The organism is Sphingomonas fucosidasi (assembly GCF_036663855.1).
In the GTDB taxonomy this organism is placed as follows: domain Bacteria; phylum Pseudomonadota; class Alphaproteobacteria; order Sphingomonadales; family Sphingomonadaceae; genus Sphingomonas; species Sphingomonas faeni_B.
This window is the reverse complement of sequence record NZ_JAXOJR010000007.1, coordinates 288,663-307,471: the sequence shown is the minus strand read 5'-3', so window position 1 is coordinate 307,471 and position 18,809 is coordinate 288,663. Positions and strand designations below refer to the sequence as shown.

The 18,809-nt window shown below is 62.4% G+C and carries 24 protein-coding genes and 2 tRNA genes; 12 read left to right on the top strand and 14 right to left on the bottom strand.

All coding sequences use genetic code 11. The features are described 5' to 3' along the window. The first annotated feature begins 753 nt into the window (after positions 1-753). From U1737_RS14780 to U1737_RS14765, 4 genes are all read left to right on the top strand, one after another. The gene (locus U1737_RS14780) at positions 754-1,023 is read left to right on the top strand and encodes a hypothetical protein (RefSeq protein WP_332797285.1); all 270 of its coding nucleotides are present in this window, start codon (positions 754-756) and stop codon (positions 1,021-1,023) included. 41 nt (positions 1,024-1,064) lie between these two features. Beyond that, positions 1,065-1,577 carry a hypothetical protein gene (locus U1737_RS14775; protein ID WP_332797284.1) on the top strand — a complete coding sequence of 171 codons (513 nt, stop codon included), beginning with the start codon at positions 1,065-1,067 and terminating at the stop codon, positions 1,575-1,577. A gap of 101 nt (positions 1,578-1,678) precedes the next feature. Continuing rightward, complete coding sequence (locus U1737_RS14770; RefSeq protein ID WP_332797283.1) at positions 1,679-2,137, top strand: hypothetical protein; 459 nt, start codon at positions 1,679-1,681, stop codon at positions 2,135-2,137. Further along, positions 2,134-2,976, top strand: a complete 843-nt coding sequence (locus U1737_RS14765; protein WP_332797282.1) for a hypothetical protein — start codon at positions 2,134-2,136, stop codon at positions 2,974-2,976. Before U1737_RS14770 ends, U1737_RS14765 begins: the two co-directional genes overlap by 4 nt. A 125-nt stretch (positions 2,977-3,101) precedes the next feature. On the opposite strand, the gene U1737_RS14760 is transcribed toward U1737_RS14765, so the two are convergent. From U1737_RS14760 to U1737_RS14745, 4 genes are all read right to left on the bottom strand, one after another. Beyond that, positions 3,102-3,296 carry a hypothetical protein gene (locus U1737_RS14760; RefSeq protein ID WP_332797281.1) on the bottom strand — a complete coding sequence of 65 codons (195 nt, stop codon included), beginning with the start codon at positions 3,294-3,296 and terminating at the stop codon, positions 3,102-3,104. Positions 3,297-3,305: 9 nt separating this feature from the next. Next, complete coding sequence (locus U1737_RS14755) at positions 3,306-4,886, bottom strand: DUF6538 domain-containing protein (protein WP_332797280.1); 1,581 nt, start codon at positions 4,884-4,886, stop codon at positions 3,306-3,308. Positions 4,887-4,976: 90 nt separating this feature from the next. After that, positions 4,977-5,052 (bottom strand) — tRNA-Ala (locus tag U1737_RS14750). A gap of 83 nt (positions 5,053-5,135) precedes the next feature. Then, a complete protein-coding gene (locus tag U1737_RS14745) occupies positions 5,136-5,462 on the bottom strand; it encodes a TIGR02300 family protein (RefSeq protein ID WP_031395784.1) in 327 nt (108 codons plus the stop codon). Between the two features lie 99 nt (positions 5,463-5,561). Here U1737_RS14745 and aroA point away from each other — a divergent pair, with 99 nt between their 5' ends. Next, positions 5,562-6,896: a 3-phosphoshikimate 1-carboxyvinyltransferase gene (gene aroA / locus U1737_RS14740; protein WP_332797279.1), complete on the top strand. Its 1,335-nt coding sequence runs from the start codon at positions 5,562-5,564 to the stop codon at positions 6,894-6,896. Between the two features lies 1 nt (position 6,897). Continuing rightward, positions 6,898-7,536 carry a (d)CMP kinase gene (gene cmk, locus U1737_RS14735; protein WP_254686750.1) on the top strand — a complete coding sequence of 213 codons (639 nt, stop codon included), beginning with the start codon at positions 6,898-6,900 and terminating at the stop codon, positions 7,534-7,536. Positions 7,537-7,795: 259 nt separating this feature from the next. Here cmk and U1737_RS14730 read toward each other — a convergent pair whose 3' ends face one another. Next, positions 7,796-8,053: a SemiSWEET family transporter gene (locus U1737_RS14730; RefSeq protein ID WP_133018745.1), complete on the bottom strand. Its 258-nt coding sequence runs from the start codon at positions 8,051-8,053 to the stop codon at positions 7,796-7,798. Positions 8,054-8,328: 275 nt separating this feature from the next. Between U1737_RS14730 and rpsA the strand changes: the two genes are divergently transcribed. The 5 genes from rpsA to U1737_RS14705 all read left to right on the top strand — a co-directional run bounded on the left by rpsA (position 8,329) and on the right by U1737_RS14705 (position 12,549). Then, a complete protein-coding gene (gene rpsA / locus U1737_RS14725) occupies positions 8,329-10,047 on the top strand; it encodes a 30S ribosomal protein S1 (protein WP_056060414.1) in 1,719 nt (572 codons plus the stop codon). A gap of 160 nt (positions 10,048-10,207) precedes the next feature. After that, on the top strand, positions 10,208-10,486 hold the full coding sequence (gene ihfB / locus U1737_RS14720) for an integration host factor subunit beta (RefSeq protein ID WP_248523248.1): 279 nt from the start codon (positions 10,208-10,210) through the stop codon (positions 10,484-10,486). Positions 10,487-10,580: 94 nt separating this feature from the next. Further along, positions 10,581-10,664 (top strand) — tRNA-Leu (locus U1737_RS14715). Between the two features lie 38 nt (positions 10,665-10,702). Beyond that, positions 10,703-12,118 carry an ABC transporter substrate-binding protein gene (locus U1737_RS14710; RefSeq protein ID WP_332797278.1) on the top strand — a complete coding sequence of 472 codons (1,416 nt, stop codon included), beginning with the start codon at positions 10,703-10,705 and terminating at the stop codon, positions 12,116-12,118. 5 nt (positions 12,119-12,123) lie between these two features. After that, entirely contained in the window at positions 12,124-12,549 is a 426-nt protein-coding gene (locus U1737_RS14705; RefSeq protein ID WP_332797277.1) for a DUF4112 domain-containing protein, read from the top strand. A gap of 30 nt (positions 12,550-12,579) precedes the next feature. On the opposite strand, the gene U1737_RS14700 is transcribed toward U1737_RS14705, so the two are convergent. The 3 genes from U1737_RS14700 to nadC are packed head-to-tail and all read right to left on the bottom strand — an operon-like array spanning position 12,580 to position 14,669. Continuing rightward, positions 12,580-13,290, bottom strand: a complete 711-nt coding sequence (locus U1737_RS14700; RefSeq protein WP_248523243.1) for a ribonuclease T2 family protein — start codon at positions 13,288-13,290, stop codon at positions 12,580-12,582. Continuing rightward, the gene (locus U1737_RS14695) at positions 13,280-13,762 is read right to left on the bottom strand and encodes a hypothetical protein (protein WP_332797276.1); all 483 of its coding nucleotides are present in this window, start codon (positions 13,760-13,762) and stop codon (positions 13,280-13,282) included. The genes U1737_RS14700 and U1737_RS14695 overlap by 11 nt, the downstream gene beginning before the upstream one ends. 58 nt (positions 13,763-13,820) lie before the next feature. Beyond that, positions 13,821-14,669, bottom strand: a complete 849-nt coding sequence (gene nadC / locus U1737_RS14690) for a carboxylating nicotinate-nucleotide diphosphorylase (RefSeq protein ID WP_332797275.1) — start codon at positions 14,667-14,669, stop codon at positions 13,821-13,823. Between the two features lie 164 nt (positions 14,670-14,833). Here nadC and U1737_RS14685 point away from each other — a divergent pair, with 164 nt between their 5' ends. Then, on the top strand, positions 14,834-14,983 hold the full coding sequence (locus U1737_RS14685; RefSeq protein WP_248523238.1) for a hypothetical protein: 150 nt from the start codon (positions 14,834-14,836) through the stop codon (positions 14,981-14,983). A 91-nt stretch (positions 14,984-15,074) separates the two neighbouring features. On the opposite strand, the gene nadA is transcribed toward U1737_RS14685, so the two are convergent. The 6 genes from nadA to U1737_RS14655 all read right to left on the bottom strand — a co-directional run bounded on the left by nadA (position 15,075) and on the right by U1737_RS14655 (position 18,792). Beyond that, positions 15,075-16,058: a quinolinate synthase NadA gene (nadA, locus tag U1737_RS14680; RefSeq protein WP_248523236.1), complete on the bottom strand. Its 984-nt coding sequence runs from the start codon at positions 16,056-16,058 to the stop codon at positions 15,075-15,077. Positions 16,059-16,073: 15 nt separating this feature from the next. After that, complete coding sequence (locus U1737_RS14675; RefSeq protein ID WP_248523234.1) at positions 16,074-16,808, bottom strand: DUF4230 domain-containing protein; 735 nt, start codon at positions 16,806-16,808, stop codon at positions 16,074-16,076. Beyond that, positions 16,790-17,647 (bottom strand): MBL fold metallo-hydrolase, encoded by an 858-nt coding sequence (locus U1737_RS14670; RefSeq protein WP_332797274.1) that lies wholly within the window; start codon positions 17,645-17,647, stop codon positions 16,790-16,792. The genes U1737_RS14675 and U1737_RS14670 overlap by 19 nt, the downstream gene beginning before the upstream one ends. A 254-nt stretch (positions 17,648-17,901) precedes the next feature. Beyond that, positions 17,902-18,225: a Grx4 family monothiol glutaredoxin gene (grxD, locus tag U1737_RS14665; protein WP_248523231.1), complete on the bottom strand. Its 324-nt coding sequence runs from the start codon at positions 18,223-18,225 to the stop codon at positions 17,902-17,904. A gap of 11 nt (positions 18,226-18,236) precedes the next feature. Continuing rightward, a complete protein-coding gene (locus U1737_RS14660; protein ID WP_332797273.1) occupies positions 18,237-18,467 on the bottom strand; it encodes a BolA/IbaG family iron-sulfur metabolism protein in 231 nt (76 codons plus the stop codon). 1 nt (position 18,468) lies between these two features. Further along, complete coding sequence (locus U1737_RS14655; RefSeq protein ID WP_248523227.1) at positions 18,469-18,792, bottom strand: DUF1476 domain-containing protein; 324 nt, start codon at positions 18,790-18,792, stop codon at positions 18,469-18,471. Positions 18,793-18,809: the final 17 nt, after the last annotated feature.

Sequence of the window (18,809 nt, the reverse complement as noted above, 5' to 3'; positions counted from 1 at the left end):
CTGCTCATTCGGTCCCTTTCAGTACCCTAAAGCGATAGAACCAGCCTGCCCCGAATTGCTCGCGGACAGAACACTAATGACTTACCGCCCAAGCTAGGAAGCCCTAGGACGTCTGACAGTGCGATAACTGTAGATACCACAGCCCGCGAGGGTCAGCCGTAGGGCGACGAGGTGTGCCGACTTTTACATTTTGGCCCACGGTATCGGACACCGGCAATACAAGCGACGTATGATCTAACTCAAGATGATGCTGCTGTAGTTGCTCCCCTAAAGTGCCTCAAATACGGATATCTATCTGTAGAAGGAAGGACGAGGGGACGACCGGATACAGCTCAGTATTCACTAATCTAAGATGATACCAAAGTATTATCTATTGACACCCCCAGATCAATCTCCGGTACTCTGCGGCCTCAATCGGTATTCCTGATACGCATCCTTCAAGTAAGCCCAGTAAGTTACCTGCTGATCTTATCTGAGGAATGTAGGAGCGTTGAACCTTAACAGGTCCGCTTCATGGCTAGCAATATGTATGGCGCATAAGCCTGCCGCTCCTCTCACTACGCATACTCGACAATCTGATGCCCATCGGCCCCGAGTATTGCCAGCCTGCTAGTTGTAGCATTGCCCTAGTTGGCAGCTAGCAGGCGACCTATTCCATATCGCTGATTTTGACCGTTCCTGTTTGCTTATACGCAAGGGGGCTATCTCTCTTTTGCATTGGGACAAGTTCCTACACACCATAAAGGATATGCTATGAATACTGTGACCGTTAATATCGACCGCATTAATAATAAGCCGGTTGCCGATTACCTTGCCTCTACCGACCGCCGTGTAACGATTGGCGTTCGCTTCACACTGGAAGCCCTCGGCATCCCGTTGCCTGACTTCCTCTGCCGTAAGCCCGCAGGCCGACCGGGACGGGCCGCTCTGATGGCCGCAGTCGATGCCGATACAGGCACGATCCATACCTACCGCGCCGAGAAGCTAAAGGTTGGCCCGTTCGCGCCTACTCCACAGCGCTGATTTTTAAACTCAATTGCCTCAATTCATCCCAAGGAAACCCAATGACCCCGAATAACCCGCTTGCAAATATCGCAGCCGAGATTGAAGCCCTTGATACTCAGCTTCGTAAGATCAACGAGCTTAAAGATATTATCGGTGAGCCCGCCATTCTTAAGGCGGATGATGTCGCCAAGGCTCTTGCAGATGCCAAAGATCGCTTTGCAGATGCCCTTGCCAATCAGGCCGAGGTAGAGCGGGAGGCACGCCTTAAGCACTTCACCGATATTCGCATTGTCGCCTCACCCGGTCACAACCTGATGACTACGGCTTTCACCATTTATTACACTCGAAAGACTTGGGACAACGACGCCAAGGAGTCCCTCCCTAAGGTGCATGAATGCAGAGGGTTTGATGCGCTGGACGACGTTGCATACGAATATCTTGTAACGGTGAAGCCGGAGGCGATCCCTGCCGCGATTATGGAATTGGCACCGGGAAACCCGCAGGAGGCGTTCGGCCTGTACTTCGTCGGCAAGCAGCGGGGCTACGTTAAGGGCGCGGCGGTAGCGGCGTAATGCCTAACCCTGATGATCGGGGAACGGGATCGGCACCAAAGCCCTCCCGTCCCGATTACGTTCCCAAGGTCGCCCTAGTCCCGCAAACCCTAGACGAACTGATGCGGCGGGCAGGCCCCTATGCCGATGCCGCCAAGGCCCATGCGGAATGGTCCGCTATAACGGTATGGCTGATGAAGGAAGGCGACGGGGCAGTAGTTGCCGCTGGCCTGCCGGTTCGTGTCGCTAACCTTTCCGTCCTCCTGACAAGGGAAGCGGAGGAACATGCAGCCGACTGGCCCCGGCTATCAGGCCCCGGCGCAACTCCCGCAATCTACGGCTATTCCCCAGACAGCCAATGCGAAGCCCGGCGTTCCGCCGCTCAGGCCCGTTCGATCTGGGAAGCCCAAGGCCGTCCGTACCTTAGGGCCAAGGATTGCAAGTTCGCCTTCCAGTACCTTGTCGCCGCCATCCGCTCCGGCGTGATCCCTCCCGTCCCGACGATCGGCGACGTGACACTTACCACGCCCGCCAAACCGGCACCGCCCCACATTCTAAATATGTTCAAGGAAAACCAATGACCGCACTAACTCCACGGCAAGCCGTAAAGGTGAAAGCCGCTCTTTCCTTAATTGCAGTACATGGGCACAATCCCCGCACTGTACAGCAGCAGGCTAATACCGAATTGGCTAAGGGCTTGCCTGCTAATATCGCCTATAAGAATGCACTAGATGCCTTCGCGAGCCGCGTTCCTGCCTTGAAGAACACCCTAGAGATTGCTGTCGATCTTATCCATAATAGCGATGATGCTACCGTTTCTATGTATGACAAAGCGCTGTCTGCATACAATAACAGCGGTGACGAAAGCCATCTTGATAGTCTCGCACCAATGATCCTTGAGGATGCGAAGGCGTTGGCTATCAGCAAGGGCGAAGTGACCGAGGCTGATGCCGCTAATTGGACGGTTGATGATGCCCTTGGCAGCACTGTCGAAGCCTATGCAGAAACGCCTGATGTTCCCGAGGCGTCTTCGATCCCGCCCGGTGAGACGGTGAATAGCTCATTCGCGTTCAATGCCCCTCCCGGCGTTGCTCGTCAGCCTGCCCAGCAGCCCGCTCAGGCGCAACAGACCGGCCCGCAGTGGATCATGGGTCCAACCGGCTACACGCTCGTAGCGCAGGCCCCCAGCGGCCCTACCGGGCCTCAGACCGGGCAGAGCATGACCGGTTATGATCCCTACAAAGGCGGACAGGACGTGACCGGCATTCGGGTCGCTCAGACCGGTGTGCAAGCCCGTCAGTCCCACGGCACTCCGGTAGGCGATGTTGCCGGTTTCCAGACCGATACGGGATACCGCGTCACCCCGACCGGGGAGCAGGCCCGCCGAGAGGCTGGCGTCCCGCTTGGCTATGATGCCTGATAGACGGGCTAGGAGAATCGCTGAGAGGCGATAGCTAATCAGGCCATACAGATACCCGAGCGCATCCGATTGATTCCCCAAGGGGCTGATCCGGCGCAAAATCGGGTATCTGTATGTTCGGACTTTCAATCGTCGTCTGATGACCCGGTAACACCGATGTAGTATTGGTTGCCTTCATCATCCGTCACAGTAATCTCGACAGGATACGGACCCGGCATATAAATCTTCGCATCAGCAAGAGCATCATTCAAATCGTCAAATCTCTCGGTATTCATGACTACATGACCGGGCTGCTTCTTCCATGTGACTATGTATGCCATTCAGATATCCTATTGCTTGCTAGCGATGATTAGCCCCGGCACACGGTATGTTGCCATTGCCTCGGCCAAGCTATGCAGATCATAGCCGCTACCGTAATCGTCGGCTACGTCCTTGCCTGCATGGCCCATTAGCTGCCGCTGCACTCCCTCAGCGATCCTGGCCCTACGAACATAATCTTTGAAGGTATGACGGAAGGAATGAAAAACCTTACGCTTGTCAGTGATACCGCAGACATTACGCATGTAAGGCCCAAACCATTCGCCCCACTTTGCAGTAAGCCTACCGAATATATTGGGCTTAAGGTCCGGGAACACCCTTCCCTTTTGATCGAGCAGTTTCTCGACATAAGCGACAAACCCAAGCCGCTCTAGCTCAGGATGTAATGGCACAAGGCGTTCACTGGCAGAGTTCTTAATCCTGTTCGCCTGCCCCTTGTCGTCGGTAGCGCCGGTGATGTGAAGGAACCAACCTGACAGCATCTTGCCGTCTTGATCGGGGTATTCCTTGCGCTGCACGTCCGACACACGAAGCTGACCAATTTCCTCTAGCCGCACCCCGGTGAATAGAGCGAGCAGCGGTAGCCAGTATGCAGCCTCAAGCCTGCCGCCCTTGGGTCGATCCCCATTGGCATAGACTGGGCTGGAAAAGATGGCCTGCAAATCAGACAGGGAGAACGGCTGGCGCTGCATCTTGCCGCCATCGGCTACCTTGACGCTAATGCCTTCAGCTACGTTCGCTGGCGCTAGATCGTTCTGATACGCCCAACCTAGCAGCGTCCGCAGGCGGGATAGCTTCATGTTCGTATTGGCGACCGTCTGCCCCTCAGCGAGCAGCTTGTCTTTGAACGCCAGCACGTTCTGCCGAGTGATCCGCTCAACCGGCTTGCGCTCAGTCCGCTCATAGAACCAACGGGCTACGGCCTCATGGGTATCCTTGCCCTTTTTGACGACACCGCGTTCCGCAGCCCAGCGGTCTAGGATATCCTTGTCGAGATATAGACCGGACCCGGTAGCGGGCTCGCGCTCAGCGGTAGCGGGCTGCCATTCAACGGCTCGATTTTTCCCCAGCAATGCGCGGGCATCTTTTACATGCTTAGGCTGCATGGATAAAAGCAGGGCTTCCCGTTCCGCCCCCGCCTTCTCCCGCTCATGCAGCACTAGCAGCCGACCGGCCCTAGCTATCTCAGCCGGGGAAGCGTCAGCCTCCTTGCCCTCGCTAAGCGCATCCATGATCGGTTCTAGAGCTTCATGCTCCATATCAGCGGCGAATGATTCGTCAGCGGCATAGTCGGCTTGCTCTTGCTCAGCCTCCCACCGTTGCCGGTCCCGCTCTAACTGAGCAGCCGACTTAGCAGGCATCGGCTTGGGAGCAGGCTTCGCAGCCGTTTCACGATCCCGCTCAGCTTGCTTAAGCAGGGCGTGAGCAGCCTTCGTCATATCAGGTATCACGGCCTTGGCGGCGTCACGGTCCTTTAGACCTAGCGAACGCTTAATCTCCCGCTTCCCCGCCATGAAGGGCCGCAGGTCCGCAGGTATGCCCATGCGAAAATAATAGACCCCGTTAAGGGCTCTGTGGAGGTATGAACACATAGGCTTCCGTCCTCGTACCTTTGTACTAGACGCTTGTAAAAAGCCTTTGTTTTCCGACACTTTACCGTGATTTCAACGGCTTAAAGAGAATGGTGGAGCCGAGGGGGATCGAACCCCTGACCTTTCGCATGCCATGCGAACGCTCTCCCAGCTGAGCTACGGCCCCATTCCCGTTGGGAGGCGGGTCACTAACCGGACCCGCCCGGGTTGGCAAGCGGCGTAAACACCGCTTGCCAAATTTCTTTCAGATCAACGCTCGTGCTCGTCCTGCGGCGTCTCGACGCCGAGGTCGTCGTCGCCGCCGAGATCGACTTCGTCGTCGGCAGACGGCTCTTCGTCCTCGCCGGTGATCGAAGCGATGTCCTCTTCCTCGTCACCCTCGAGATCCGCGTCGGGCTTCTTGGTGTCGGGCTTGGCGACCTCGAACGGCAGCGGCTGCTTCGACTTCAGGATGGGCTCGGGCTCCCACGCATACCCGCACTCGATGCAGGTCACAGGGTCGGCTTTTTCGAGGTCGTAGAAACGCGTCGCGCATTTCGGGCACGAACGCTTCGTGCCCCATTCCGGCTTGATCATGCCGATAGAACCTTTCGGATGAATGGATTGCGGGGGGATACCCTCGCAAAGTGGGCGCGCCTTGCCATAGCGCAAGGCCACTGTCAAAAGCCCGGCCCCATGGCACACCCCCTTCCCCAACCGCTCGACGTCGTCGCGCGTGGTCCTTTGACCGGTTCGATCGCGGTCCCCGGCGACAAGTCGATCAGCCACCGCGCGCTGATGTTCGCGAGCTTAGCTGTCGGCACTAGTCGGATCGAGGGTTTGCTGGAGGGCGAGGACGTGCTCGCCACTGCGGCGGCGATGCGCGCGATGGGCGCGACGATCGAGCGGGGCGAGGACGGGATCTGGGTGGTGGACGGCGTCGGCGTGGGCGGACTGCTCCAGCCCGAGACCGCGCTGGAGATGGGCAATTCGGGGACGTCGACGCGGTTGCTGATGGGCTTGGTGTCGAGCCATCAGATCACCTGCACCTTTACCGGCGACGCGTCGCTGTCGGGGCGGCCGATGGGACGCGTGATCGAGCCGCTGTCGCAGATGGGGGCGGACATCACGTCTTCACCGGGCGGGCGGCTGCCGTTGATGGTGCGAGGCATGTGTCCGGCAGTGCCGATCGAATACACGCTGCCGGTCGCGTCGGCGCAGGTGAAGTCGGCGATTTTGTTGGCCGGCCTCAACACGCCGGGGATCACGCGGGTCATCGAGCCGGTCGCGACGCGCGATCATAGCGAGCGGATGCTGACCGGGTTCGGCGCGAAGCTGACCGTCGAGGAAACCGAGGCCGGGCGGATCATCTCGATCACCGGCGAAGCGGACCTGAAGCCGCAGGATATCGTGGTGCCGGGCGATCCGTCTTCGTCGGCGTTCTGGCTGGTGGCGGCGTCGATCGTGCCGGGCTCGGATATCGTCGTGCGCAATGTCGGACTGAACCCGACGCGGATCGGGATCGTCACGGCTTTGCGGATGATGGGCGCGGACATTACCGAGCTCGATCCGCGCACCGTCGGCGGCGAGCCGGTCGCGGACCTGCGGGTCCGGCATGCGCCGCTGACCGCGATCGAGGTGCCGGCCGATCTGGCGCCGAGCATGATCGACGAATATCCGGTGCTGTTCGTCGCCGCCGCCTTCGCGACCGGCACGACGATCGCGCGCGGTGCGCACGAGCTGCGGGTCAAGGAATCGGACCGCATCACGACGATGCGGATCGCGCTGGAGGCGTGCGGCGTGGTTTGTGAAGAGTATGAGGACGGCATGGCGATCACGGGCTCGGGTGGCGCGGCGATTCGCGGTGGCGCTCGGGTGGCCTCGAAACTCGACCACCGCATCGCAATGAGCATGGTGGTGGCTGGACTTGGCGCCGTCGAGCCCGTCACGATCGATGATGTATCGCCGGTGGCGACGAGCTATCCCGTGTTCTTCCGGTCGCTCGATGCGCTGACCGGCCGGGGGAATTAAGATGATCATCGCAGTCGACGGTCCGGCGGCATCGGGCAAGGGCACGATCGCGCGCGCCTTGGCCAAGCATTATGGGTTGCCGTATCTCGATACCGGGCTGTTGTACCGCGCGGTCGCGTTGAGCGTGGCGCGGATGGGGCTCGACCCGGAGACCGAGGCGGACGCGGTCGCGGCGTGCGATTTCAGCGATGCGCTGTTGAGCGATCCGGCGTTGCGCGACGACGAGATCGGCGCGCTGGCGTCGGTGGTGTCGGCGCATCCGCTGGTCCGGGCAGCGTTGCTGCACCGGCAGAAGCGGTTTGCGGCGCAGGAGGGTGGCGCGATCCTCGACGGGCGCGACATCGGCACGGTGATCGCGCCGGATGCCGATGCTAAGCTGTTCGTGAAGGCTACGCCGAATATTCGGGCGCAGCGGCGGCATGCGGAGTTGCAGGCTCGGGGGGGGACGGCGAGCAAGGATCGGGTGCTGGCGGATATTCGGGCTCGGGATGCTCGGGATAGTGGTCGGTCGACTGCGCCGCTGGTGATGGCGGCGGATGCTGCGTTGCTGGATACGAGCTTTCTGTCGATCGAGGCTTCGGTGCAAAGGGCGGTTGCGCTGGTGGAGGCGCAGCGGGCGAAGAAGGCCGCTTCGGTTTAAGCCTTCCGCCCACTCGGGCGAGCGCACCGCCCCGGCGAAGGCCGGGGCCCAATTGGAACGTCTGCAGTAACGAAGCGCGGCCCTCTGTTAGCACCGTCCCCCAATTGGGCCCCGGCCTTCGCCGGGGTGGTTGCTCTGTTGGGGTGAGATACCGCGACCCAATGTTGTTTCCCCGCGAAGGCGGGGACCCAGACTGGGCTCCCGCCTTCGCGGGAGAACAAGGAGGAGTGAGCGGAACTCCCCTATGGCGCCCCCTCCCCTACAGCGCAGTGACCAGCGCCACCGCGCCGAACACGACCCCCGGAAAATTCGCCACGACGATCGGCCAATCCCGCTTGTCCTTCAAAAACCCATACCCCACCCACAGCGCGCAATTCACCATCGTCGCGAAAGGCTGGACCACCGATCCCTTCTGCCCCGAAAGGTTCAGCATGATCTGGTCGATGTACGACAGGTACATCACGATCGCCGTCACGGTGGCGACCCAGCCCAGCACGAGAATGCCGCGTTCGTTCAAATCTTCGCTCCTGTGGTGAACCGCCCCTAACGCAGCGGAGTCGATCTTGCTCCGAGAGGCGGTTTCGGCTATACGGCGATGTCCGGCGAGCGATGCTCGTGGAGGAAGGCGCGGAGACCTATGAGTCTCACGCGCCGTTTTCGCATTCAGCGTCTACGTCCTCTGCGCCTCGTGCCGTCCGGATGCTGCGCCGGCGTTCGGTCGTCGCGGCAACGAAGGCCAAGACCAGCGGACCCAACCGCTTGGCCGGAAACAGACTAGGATTACTGAATTCTATGGCAACCCAGGTAATGCCGACCCGCGACGATTTCGCGGCGATGCTGAACGAAACGCTCGGCGACGCCGACAGCTTCGAGGGCCGCGTGGTGCATGGCACCGTGACCGGCATCGAGAACGACATGGCCGTCATCGACGTCGGTCTGAAGTCGGAAGGCCGCGTGCCGCTTCGCGAATTCGCAGCGCCGGGCCAGAAGGCTGACCTGAAGGTCGGCGACGAAGTCGAAGTCTATGTCGACCGCGTCGAGAACGTCCACGGCGAAGCAATGCTCAGCCGCGATCGTGCGCGTCGCGAAGCCGCATGGGACAAGCTGGAAACCGAATTCTCCAAGACGACCCGCGTCGAGGGCGTGATCTTCGGCCGCGTGAAGGGTGGCTTCACCGTCGACCTGAACGGCGCCGTCGCGTTCCTGCCGGGCTCGCAGGTCGACATCCGCCCCGTGCGCGACGTCACGCCGCTGATGGACATCCCCCAGCCCTTCCAGATCCTGAAGATGGACCGCAAGCGCGGCAACATCGTCGTGTCGCGTCGCGCCGTTCTCGAAGAGACGCGCGCAGAGCAGCGTTCGGGCCTGATCCTGAGCCTGGCCGAGGGCCAGATCATCGACGGCGTCGTCAAGAACATCACCGATTACGGTGCGTTCGTTGATCTCGGCGGCATCGATGGCCTGCTGCACGTCACCGATCTCAGCTATAAGCGCGTCGGTCACCCGAGCGAAGTCCTGAACATCGGCGACACCGTCAAGGTGCAGATCATCCGCATCAACAAGGACACCCAGCGCATCAGCCTCGGCATGAAGCAGCTGGAGAGCGATCCCTGGGATGGCGCGATGGTCAAGTATCCGGTTGGCGCGAAGCTCACCGGCCGCGTCACGAACATCACCGAATATGGTGCGTTCGTCGAGCTGGAAGCGGGCATCGAGGGCCTCGTCCACGTGTCGGAAATGTCCTGGACCAAGAAGAACGTCCATCCGGGCAAGATCGTGTCGACCTCGCAGGAAGTCGACGTCATGGTTCTCGAAGTCGATTCCGAGAAGCGTCGCATCTCGCTCGGCCTCAAGCAGGCTCAGGCCAATCCTTGGGAGGCATTCGCTGCCGCTCATCCGATCGGTTCGACCGTCGAAGGCGAAGTCAAGAACGCGACCGAATTCGGTCTGTTCATCGGCCTCGACAACGACGTCGACGGCATGGTCCACATGTCCGACATCGCATGGGGTGTTTCGGGCGAGGACGCGCTCAACCTGCATCGCAAGGGTGAGACCGTCGAAGCCGTCGTGCTCGACATCGACGCCGAGAAGGAGCGTATCTCGCTCGGCATGAAGCAGCTCGAGCGCGGCGGGCCTTCGGCCGGCGGCATCGCAGCAGCAGGCGACAAGCTGAACAAGAACGCGATCGTCACCGTGACCGTTCTCGAAGTCCGCGACGCGGGCCTCGAAGTGCAGCAGGGCGACGATGGCGCGACCGGCTTCATCAAGCGCACGGATCTGGGTCGCGATCGCGACGAGCAGCGTCCGGAGCGTTTCCAGGTCGGCCAGAAGTTCGACGCGATGGTGACGGGCTTCGATCGTTCGAAGAAGCCGACCTTCTCGATCAAGGCGATGCAGATCTCCGAAGAGAAGCAGGCCGTCGCACAGTACGGGTCGTCCGACTCGGGCGCGACGCTCGGCAACATCCTCGGCGAGGCCCTCAAGGCCCGCACGGACGCCGAGAAGAAGTAAGTCTCACGACTTAACGATAAATTGGCCCGGCATGTCTCGAACATGCCGGGCTTTTTATTGACTATCTCACTTTGGTTTTTGACTACGCCCAGATTAGTGCTAACGCTTCGCAAGTTGACTTACATCAATAAGCGTAACTGCCAAATGAGCGGGAAAACGAATGATTCGATCTGAACTGGTCCTCAGGATCGCCGAGGCGCATCCGGACCTGCAACCCGATGAAGTCGAGCTTATCGTCAGCACGTTTTTCGACGAGATCTCGAAGCGCCTGGCGGCGGACGGCAGGGTCGAACTGCGTGGCTTCGGCGCGTTTTCGACGCGCGCGCGCGACGCACGAACGGGCCGTAACCCGCGTACCGGGGAAGTCGTCGAGGTCGACGCAAAACGCGTTCCCTATTTCAAACCCGGTAAAGAGATGCGCGCCCGCCTGAACGTGTGACGCTGCATAAATGTCAGGCTCCGGCGCCGATCGGTCGTGTTTCTACCTGCGATGGGTTGACCCGGCGGACGGCGTCGTCTTGTTGGGGGCGTGTGCGGACGTGGCGAAACCGGTAGACGCAGGAGACTTAAAATCTCCCTCCCTAGGAGTGCGGGTTCGAGTCCCGCCGTCCGCACCAGAGCGGCTCTTTTCCTAACGGTCTGCATCGGGCTCGGCATGACGCTGACCGGGTGCGAGCGGCGGCGACCCGATACCGGCGCCGTGATCGTCAGTGCGATCGGCTCTCCGCCCAGGATCGTCGATGCCCGCCGTGTACGGGTCGACACGCCCAGCCGACTGTGCGTCGATTCGACCGCGCAAGGTCTGGTTCGATTCGATGCCGCCGGACAGATCGAACCTGGCCTGGCCGAGCGCTGGATCGTGATCGACGGCGGGATGAGCTACATCTTCCGTCTGCGCGAGGGCGATTGGGGCGATGGCACGCCCGTCACCGCAGATCAGGTTGTTGCCGCGCTGAAACGTCAGATCGCACCGGGCTCGCGCAACCCGCTGGCCCCCTTCCTCACGGCGATCGACGAGATCGTCGTGATGACCCCGCAGGTGATCGAGGTTAGGCTGAGCCGCCCCCGTCCCGATCTGCTCAAGCTGTTCGCGCAACCCGAGCTCAGTTTGCTGAGGATGACGCCGCTCGGCGGAAGCGGGCCTTTTCGCGTGGCTGCGCGCGGTCGGTCCCCGTTGCTGCGCCCGGCCTTCGACCCCAACCAGGCCGACCCGGAGGACCAGCGCGCGATCAAGCCTGAGGAGGATGTCCGGTTGATCGGCGAACGCGCGGCGCGCGCGATCGCGCGATTTGCCCACCGCGATTCGGACTTGGTCAGCGGTGGCAGCTTCGTCGACTGGCCCCTGCTAGCGACCACCGAGATATCGCCCGCCAATATCCGTGTCGATCCTGCCGCCGGACTATTCGGACTGGCGATACTTCGCCGCGACGGATTCCTCGCCGAAGCCGCAAACCGCGAGGCGGTCGCAGAGGCGATCGACCGAACCGCGCTGACCACGGCGATCGCCCCGGCCTGGGATACGGCCGATCGCCTTCTTCCCGATATTCTCGATTCGGCCGCATTGCCGCAGGTCCCTGCCTGGACGCTGCTGACCCAGGACGAGCGTCGTGTCGCGGCGCGGCAACGCGTTGCCGGATGGACTGGTGGACCCGTGTCGCTTCGGATCGCCCTCCCGAACGGGCCTGGCGCCACCTTGCTGTATGCGCAGGTGGCAGCATCGCTGATCGCTGTCGGTATCACGCCTTACCGCGTCGCGCAGGGTGCGGACGCCGACCTGGCGCTGGTCGATGCGGTCGCGCCCTATGATAGCGCGCGCTGGTATCTGGCAACGGCATGTGTCGTGTGCGGAGAGGCCGCGCAGGCCGCAATTACTGCCGCACGCGAAGCACCGACGCTCGCGGAACGGGCTCGACAGATCGCCGCCGCCGATGTCGCAATGAACGCGGATGTTGCCTTCATCCCGCTCGCGCGACCGCTGCGATGGTCGCTCGTATCGACCCGGCTGCAGCAGTGGCAGCCCAATGCGCGAGCGTGGCACCCGTTGAACCGATTGCGCGCCGACACCAACTGACAGACATGACCCAACGCCCGACGCGCATGATCCCCGGATCGATCCTCGATACGCTCCCGATGGGACGCGACGCTCTGTCGGTTCGCCGCCGTGTCGAGGCGATGGAGCGCGTCATGGAGGGTCTGTTCACGATTCCCGGCACGAACCGCAAGGTCGGCATGGACGTGATCCTCGACATCATTCCCTTTGCCGGCAGCACGATCGCGGCCGCGGTCGGTGCGTGGATGGCCTGGGAAGCGCGCAACATCGGTATGTCGAAGATTCAGATGGCACGGATGTTCGGCAATGTCGGCATCGATTGGGCACTCGGGATGATCCCCTTCGTCGGTGCGGTCCCGGATTTCTTCTTCCGGTCGAATACGCGCAACCTGCGGATCATCAAGCGCCACCTCGACAAGCATCATCCGTCGACGACGACCCTCGAGATTTGAGGTCACCGCCGGGGCGGATTGCGCGATCGACTATCGAGCCCCACGCCAGATTTTGAGCGACGCGCTTGGCGCAAGCCCACCCTGGTGCACCGGGCAGCGGCGATAGCGGAAGCGGCGATCGAGACAGATCCAGACCTCGTCCAGCCAGCCTTGCTTCGTGGCGGTCACGCGCATCATGTCCGCCTTCAGGCCAGGATTGCGGCTTGCCATCGCCGCCGCGAACCGCCCTGCTGTCAGTGATGTCCGCGACAGCGCGTCCATGTCGGGAAATCGCAGCTTGCCGTATAGCGCGGCGGACTGGGCGAAGTATTTGGCAGGACGATATCCCGGCATGCAGGTGCCGTGCTTCGCCCATTCGTGTTGCAGCAACTGCGCGGACGGGGTCGTGCACAGGTGCGCCTTGATCACCGGGGGCGGTACGAATTCGGCCGCACGGCAATATTGCGGCCATTCCTTGCCGACGCCGTCGGGCCAGAGCCCGTGGAGCGTGAAACCGAACCGATTTCCCGCCCCGCACTGAAACTTCGAGCCTGCGCGATCGCCGTTGTCGCGGCAATATTGCGGGGCCCAGGTGATCGCGAGCGTATAGCTGCCGATCGGTAGGTCGCGCTTCGGCTGGCTGTCCGACGGCAGGTCGGGACGAACGCGCTGTATCGAGGCCGGCGCCGAGCATTGATAGGCTTGAGCATGGGCTGCTGCAGGCAGCGCAAATGCCGCGACGAGCGTGATCCTAGCGAACATAAGTCGTATCCTCATCGATCGCATCGGCGTCGGACCCTTCGTCATCGTCGTCCGATTCCGGCATCTCGCCGAACCAGAGCTGTGCGTCGGGTTTGAACAGCAATACCGCAGCAGCAATGTACAGCGCGTTCGCGAGAACCGACAGTGCCAGCGTCGTACCGCTGACCGCGCGGCCCATCGCCAATGTTCCCAGCGACAGGAGGATGCTCAGCACACCGAACGCGGCAAACACCACGACCATCCATTTTGCGATCACGCTGGGCCTGCGTGCCGTGAAATACCAGATGAGCAGCGCGATCGCGATGGTGAGCGCTTGCGTCACGGGCAGGATCCAGTGCGCCTCGGCCAACATAGGATTGGCGGCAAGGATCGTGGCGCGTTGTGTCCAGCTGATCGCGGAGGCAACGAGCCCGAACACGAACGACGCGAGATAAAGGCGTTCGTACCAGACTATCGATGGCGGCCTGTTCATGGTCTTCGTCCCCTGCCCGATGCGGAGTCACGGGCACCATACCGCGCGGATGCGGCACTCACGCAGTCGTGAAATCGAGCCCTATATCCGCCGCGGGTGCAGACTGCGTCAAGCGACCGACCGAGACATAGGTAACGCCGGTTTCGGCGATCGCCCGGATGGTGTCGAGGCTGACCCCGCCCGACGCTTCGCAAGGCACGCGTCCGCCGACCAGCGCCACTGCCGTGCGCAACGTCGGTGGCGGCATGTTGTCGAGCAACAGGTGCGTCGCCCCCGCCGCAATCGCGGGTTCGATCTGATCGATCCGATCGACCTCGACGATGATCTGCGCGATCCCCGCCACCTTGGCGCGTCGTACGGCCTCGCCGACGCCGCCGGCCACCGCGACATGATTGTCCTTGATCATCGCCGCGTCCCAGAGCCCCATCCTGTGGTTCTGCGCGCCGCCCATCCGCGTCGCATATTTCTCGAGTACGCGTAGCCCGGGAATGGTCTTCCGCGTGTCCAGCAGGATCGCGCCGGTGCCCGCTATCGCGTCGACGTAGCGACGGGTCATCGTGGCGATGCCCGACAGATGCTGCACCGTATTGAGCGCCGAACGCTCGGCCGTCAGCAAGGCGCGTGCGGCGCCCTCGAGCCTGAGCAGATCGGTACCGGCAGCGACCGACTCTCCGTCCTGGACGAGACGTTCGATACGGACACCGGGATCGAGCGCCCGGAAAAAGGCTTCGGCAAGCGCCAATCCAGCCACGACGATCGGATCGCGACTATCCATCGCGCCGGTGAAGCGGGCGTCGGCGGGAATGACCGCGGCGGACGTGATGTCGCCGACCGTCCCGAGGTCTTCGGCGAGGGTCGCCGTGACGAACGCTTCGACATCAAACCCCTCGAGCCCAGTTGCGCTCACCCGACATCCCCCAAATCATTATTCACCGATGGTACCAGCGCGGTGCCAAAAATCAGACGCCCGGAATAGCGAAATCCCACCGAGCAACGGCTCGAGAAAGTTTTCCCGACCCGGAACAAATCGCCGACTGGCTAGTTGCAAGAATGTTTTCCAAGGACTTTACCATGCTTACCGAGACGATGGCCGATGTCGCACGCTTGAACGCCTTGCTGGATGAGGCGCTCGCGCTGGCCGATGCCTTGCAGATGCCGCTTGCCGCCATCCACATCGATCAGGCGCTCGCACAGCTTGGCGGCGACGTTCCCAGGGCCTGAAGGTCGACCGCTTGTCGGGCGGGTGCGCCGCCCGACCTCGGCCGCGCGACGTCCGGCGGCCCGGAAGTGGACCTCGGCCTCACGCATAGCATTATTTAGGGCCCAAATCGCCCTTTCCTACCGTGTTCGACGCCATCTCCAGCATGCGGTCCAGGCTCTTCTTTGCCTGCAAGCGGAGCCCCTCCTCGATCTCGATACGCGGGCTCAGATCGCGTAACGCGACGTACAGCTTTTCCAGCGTGTTGAGCGCCATGTACGGGCAGATGTTGCAGTTGCAGTTGCCGTCTGCGCCCGGCGCACCGATGAAGCGCTTGTTCGGTAACGCCTTTTCCATCTGGTGAATGATGTGCGGCTCGGTCGCGACGATCAGCGTGTCGCCGGGCATCGCCAGCGCATAATCGAGAATGCCGCGCGTCGAGCCGACATAATCGGCATGATCGAGGATGATCGGCGGGCATTCGGGATGCGCGACGACGGGCGCGCCGGGATGCTGCGCCTTGAGCTTCATCAGCTCGGTTTCGCTGAATGCCTCGTGGACGATGCACACGCCCGGCCAGAGCAGCATGTCGCGGCCAGTCTTCCGCGCGAGATAGCCGCCGAGGTTGCGGTCGGGGCCAAAGATGATCTTCTGATCGAGCGGGATCTGCGCGAGGATCGTGTCTGCCGACGACGACGTCACGATGATGTCGGAGAGCGCCTTCACCTCGGTCGAGCAGTTGATGTAAGTCAGCGCGATGTGATCGGGATGCTTCGCCCGGAAGGCCGCGAACTGCTCAGGCGGGCAGCTGTCCTCGAGGCTGCAGCCGGCGTCCATGTCGGGCAGCACGACGATCTTGTCGGGCGACAGGATCTTGGCGGTCTCGGCCATGAACCGCACGCCGCAGAACGCGATGACGTCGGCGTCGGTCGCGGCGGCCTTGCGCGACAGGTCGAGGCTGTCGCCGACGAAATCGGCCAGATCCTGAAGCTCGGGCTTCTGGTAATAATGCGCGAGGATGACCGCGTTCTTCTCCTTGCGGAGGCGCTCGATCTCGGCGCGTATGTCGATGCCGGCGAAGTTCTGGTTCAATTCCATGGTCGTATCCCGAGTTTAGCGCGCATTCCCTAGCACGTCCTGCAGCGAGCGCGAGGTATCCCAGCGTTCCGTGTTCGCAACGGGTTCGTCGGCGAACCGCACCGCGACGGTCGCATCGATCCCGGCAGCGCGGAGCGGCATCGCGAAACTGCGTTCCACCGCCCTGCGCGTGGCGTCGCGGGCGAGCTTGATCATCGCCGGCTCGCGTGCCTGGCGGATCAGCTCGATCTGCCCGGCACGGCGGTTGGCGGCGTCGAGGCGCTTCTCGGCATCGGTGAAGGTGGTCAGCACGCCGCCCGAGCCATATTCGCGCACCGCGTTCAGATCGACCTGTGGGCCATCCGCCTCGACCGCGGGCAGCCGCACCGACAGCGTCTTGGTGGTGCCGTCCCAGGCGACATCGGCCTGGGTCAGCTTCCCCATGTCGACCTCGTACCGCACCATCCCGGGCATGATCAGCGTCTTCTCGGTGGTGAAGCCGAGCTGCGACTGTTTCGAGGTGACGACCGCGACATAGCGCGCGGCGAATGCGGACAGCCGGTTCTGCTCGCGCAGCCCCGCCAGACTGGCGCTGGCGATCGTCGTCGGATCGGGAGTCAGGCGGTCGCTGACGTAGCGCTGCACGCCCCACAATGCGAGCAACCCCGCAAGAACGAGTATGACAATCACGCCGACCGCCTTGGCCAGGAATGCGCTGACGCCGCCGCTACGCGCGGGGGGCAGGTCGGGGCTCAGGTTTTCGTCTGCCATGTTTCGCCTTCCTCGATGACCAGTCCGCGGGTTTGCAAATCGTAGAGATGCGCCAGCACCGATCGCTCGGCAGCGGGCACGAGCCGCGGGTCCAGACCGACATACATGCGCTCGACCATCGCCGGGATCGGCCGTACGCCGTCGCGGAGCAAGCGAAGGATCTGGCCCTCGCGCTGCTTGCGGTGGCCGAGCATCCCGCGGACGAGGCGTTGCGGCCTATCGATCGCCTCGCCGTGCCCCGGATAATAGACACGGTCGTCGCGCCCCATAAGTTTTTCCAGGCTCGCCATATACGCCGTCATATTGCCGTCGGGAGGCGAGACGATCGTCGTCGACCACCCCATCACGTGATCCCCCGAGAACAGCGCCTTGGTCTCGGGCAGCGCGAAGGCGAGGTGATTCGAGGTGTGGCCCGGCGTTGCGATCGCCTCGAGCGTCCAGCCCTCGCCCGTGACGGTGTCGCCCTCGGCGAGAACGCGGTCGGGGGCGTAGGCGGGGTCGAACGAAGCGTCCGCCCGCGCACCCGTGTCGTCGAGGTCGAAGGGCGCAGCACCGACGATCGGGGCGCCGGTTATCGCCTGGAGCCGGCGCGTCGCGGGGCTGTGATCGCGATGATGATGCGTGACGACGATCGCGGTCACCGGACGGCCGTCGATCGCACGGACCAAGGCTGCGATATGCGGAGGGTCGTCCGGGCCGGGATCTATCACGGCAAAATCGGCACGGCCGACGATGTGGGTTTGCGTGCCCGTGTACGTGTACGGCGACGGATTGGGTGCGAGCACGCGGAGTACGAGCGGCTCGAGCTGGATCGGGATACCGGTCGGATGCTCAGCCATGATTGCGAGATGGCGGCTTCGTGCGGCGATGGCAAGACCTTCACCAATTCGGTCGCATGTCGCCATTCTTTACAGGTCGACCCGCTGCAGAAACCCCATTAACTATTGGAAGCCCTGCAGAACCTGGATGCGACGACGTTGGCACGGAGCCTGCAACGTGCGTCATGTCACCGAGCGCACCTGCGTTCATGCAGGGTGGATCGACCGCTACCGTCCGGTCTCGCGTCGATCCACCCTCCCCGGCGCCCCCGTGGTCAGTTCGCGTTCTGCTTTTCGAACAGTTGCGCCAACTCGCCGCTTTCGTACATTTCCATCATGATGTCCGAACCGCCGACGAACTCGCCGTCGACGTAAAGCTGCGGGATCGTCGGCCAATCCGAATAGGCCTTGATCCCCTGGCGGATGCCCTGGTCCTGCAACACGTCGACGCTCTCGAACTCGACCTCGAGATGGTTGAGGATCGCGATCGCGCGGCTGGAAAAGCCGCACTGCGGGAACAGCGGGCTGCCCTTCATGAACAATACGACGGGGCTGGCTTTGACCACTGCGTCGATGCGTGCGTTGGTGTCGTCGGTCATGTCTTCGTCCCTCAGGAAATTGCAGTTGTAAGCTGGAGTGCGTGCAGGACGCCGCCCATGCGGCCACCTAGCGCGGCATACACCGCCTGGTGCTGCTTCACGCGGCTCATCCCGGCAAAGCTCGCGGCGGTCACCTTGGCGGCATAATGATCGCCGTCGCAGGCAAGATCGGTGATCTCGACATGGGCGTCGGGGATCGCGTCCTTGATCATGGTCGCAATGTCGTCGGCAGCCATCGGCATATCAATGCGCCTCCAGCAGCTGGCGACGCGCCTCGATCATCTGCTGCGCGAGCGCGCGGCGGACGGTCGCCTCGTCGTGATCCAGGCCCGCGGCGGTCATGTCGCCGACCAGCTTCCGGACGACGTCGTCATCGCCGCCGCCCTCCATATCCGCATGGACGAGCGCCGTGGCATATGCATCGGTTTCCTCGGGGGTGAGTTTCATCTCATGCGCCGCCCAGACGCCAAGCAAGCGATTCCGCCGCGCCGTGATCCGGAATGCCATTTCATCCTGGCGCACGAAATGCGCCTCGCTGGCGCGTTCGCGATCGTCGAATGTTGTCATTGCGCAGGTCCCCGATG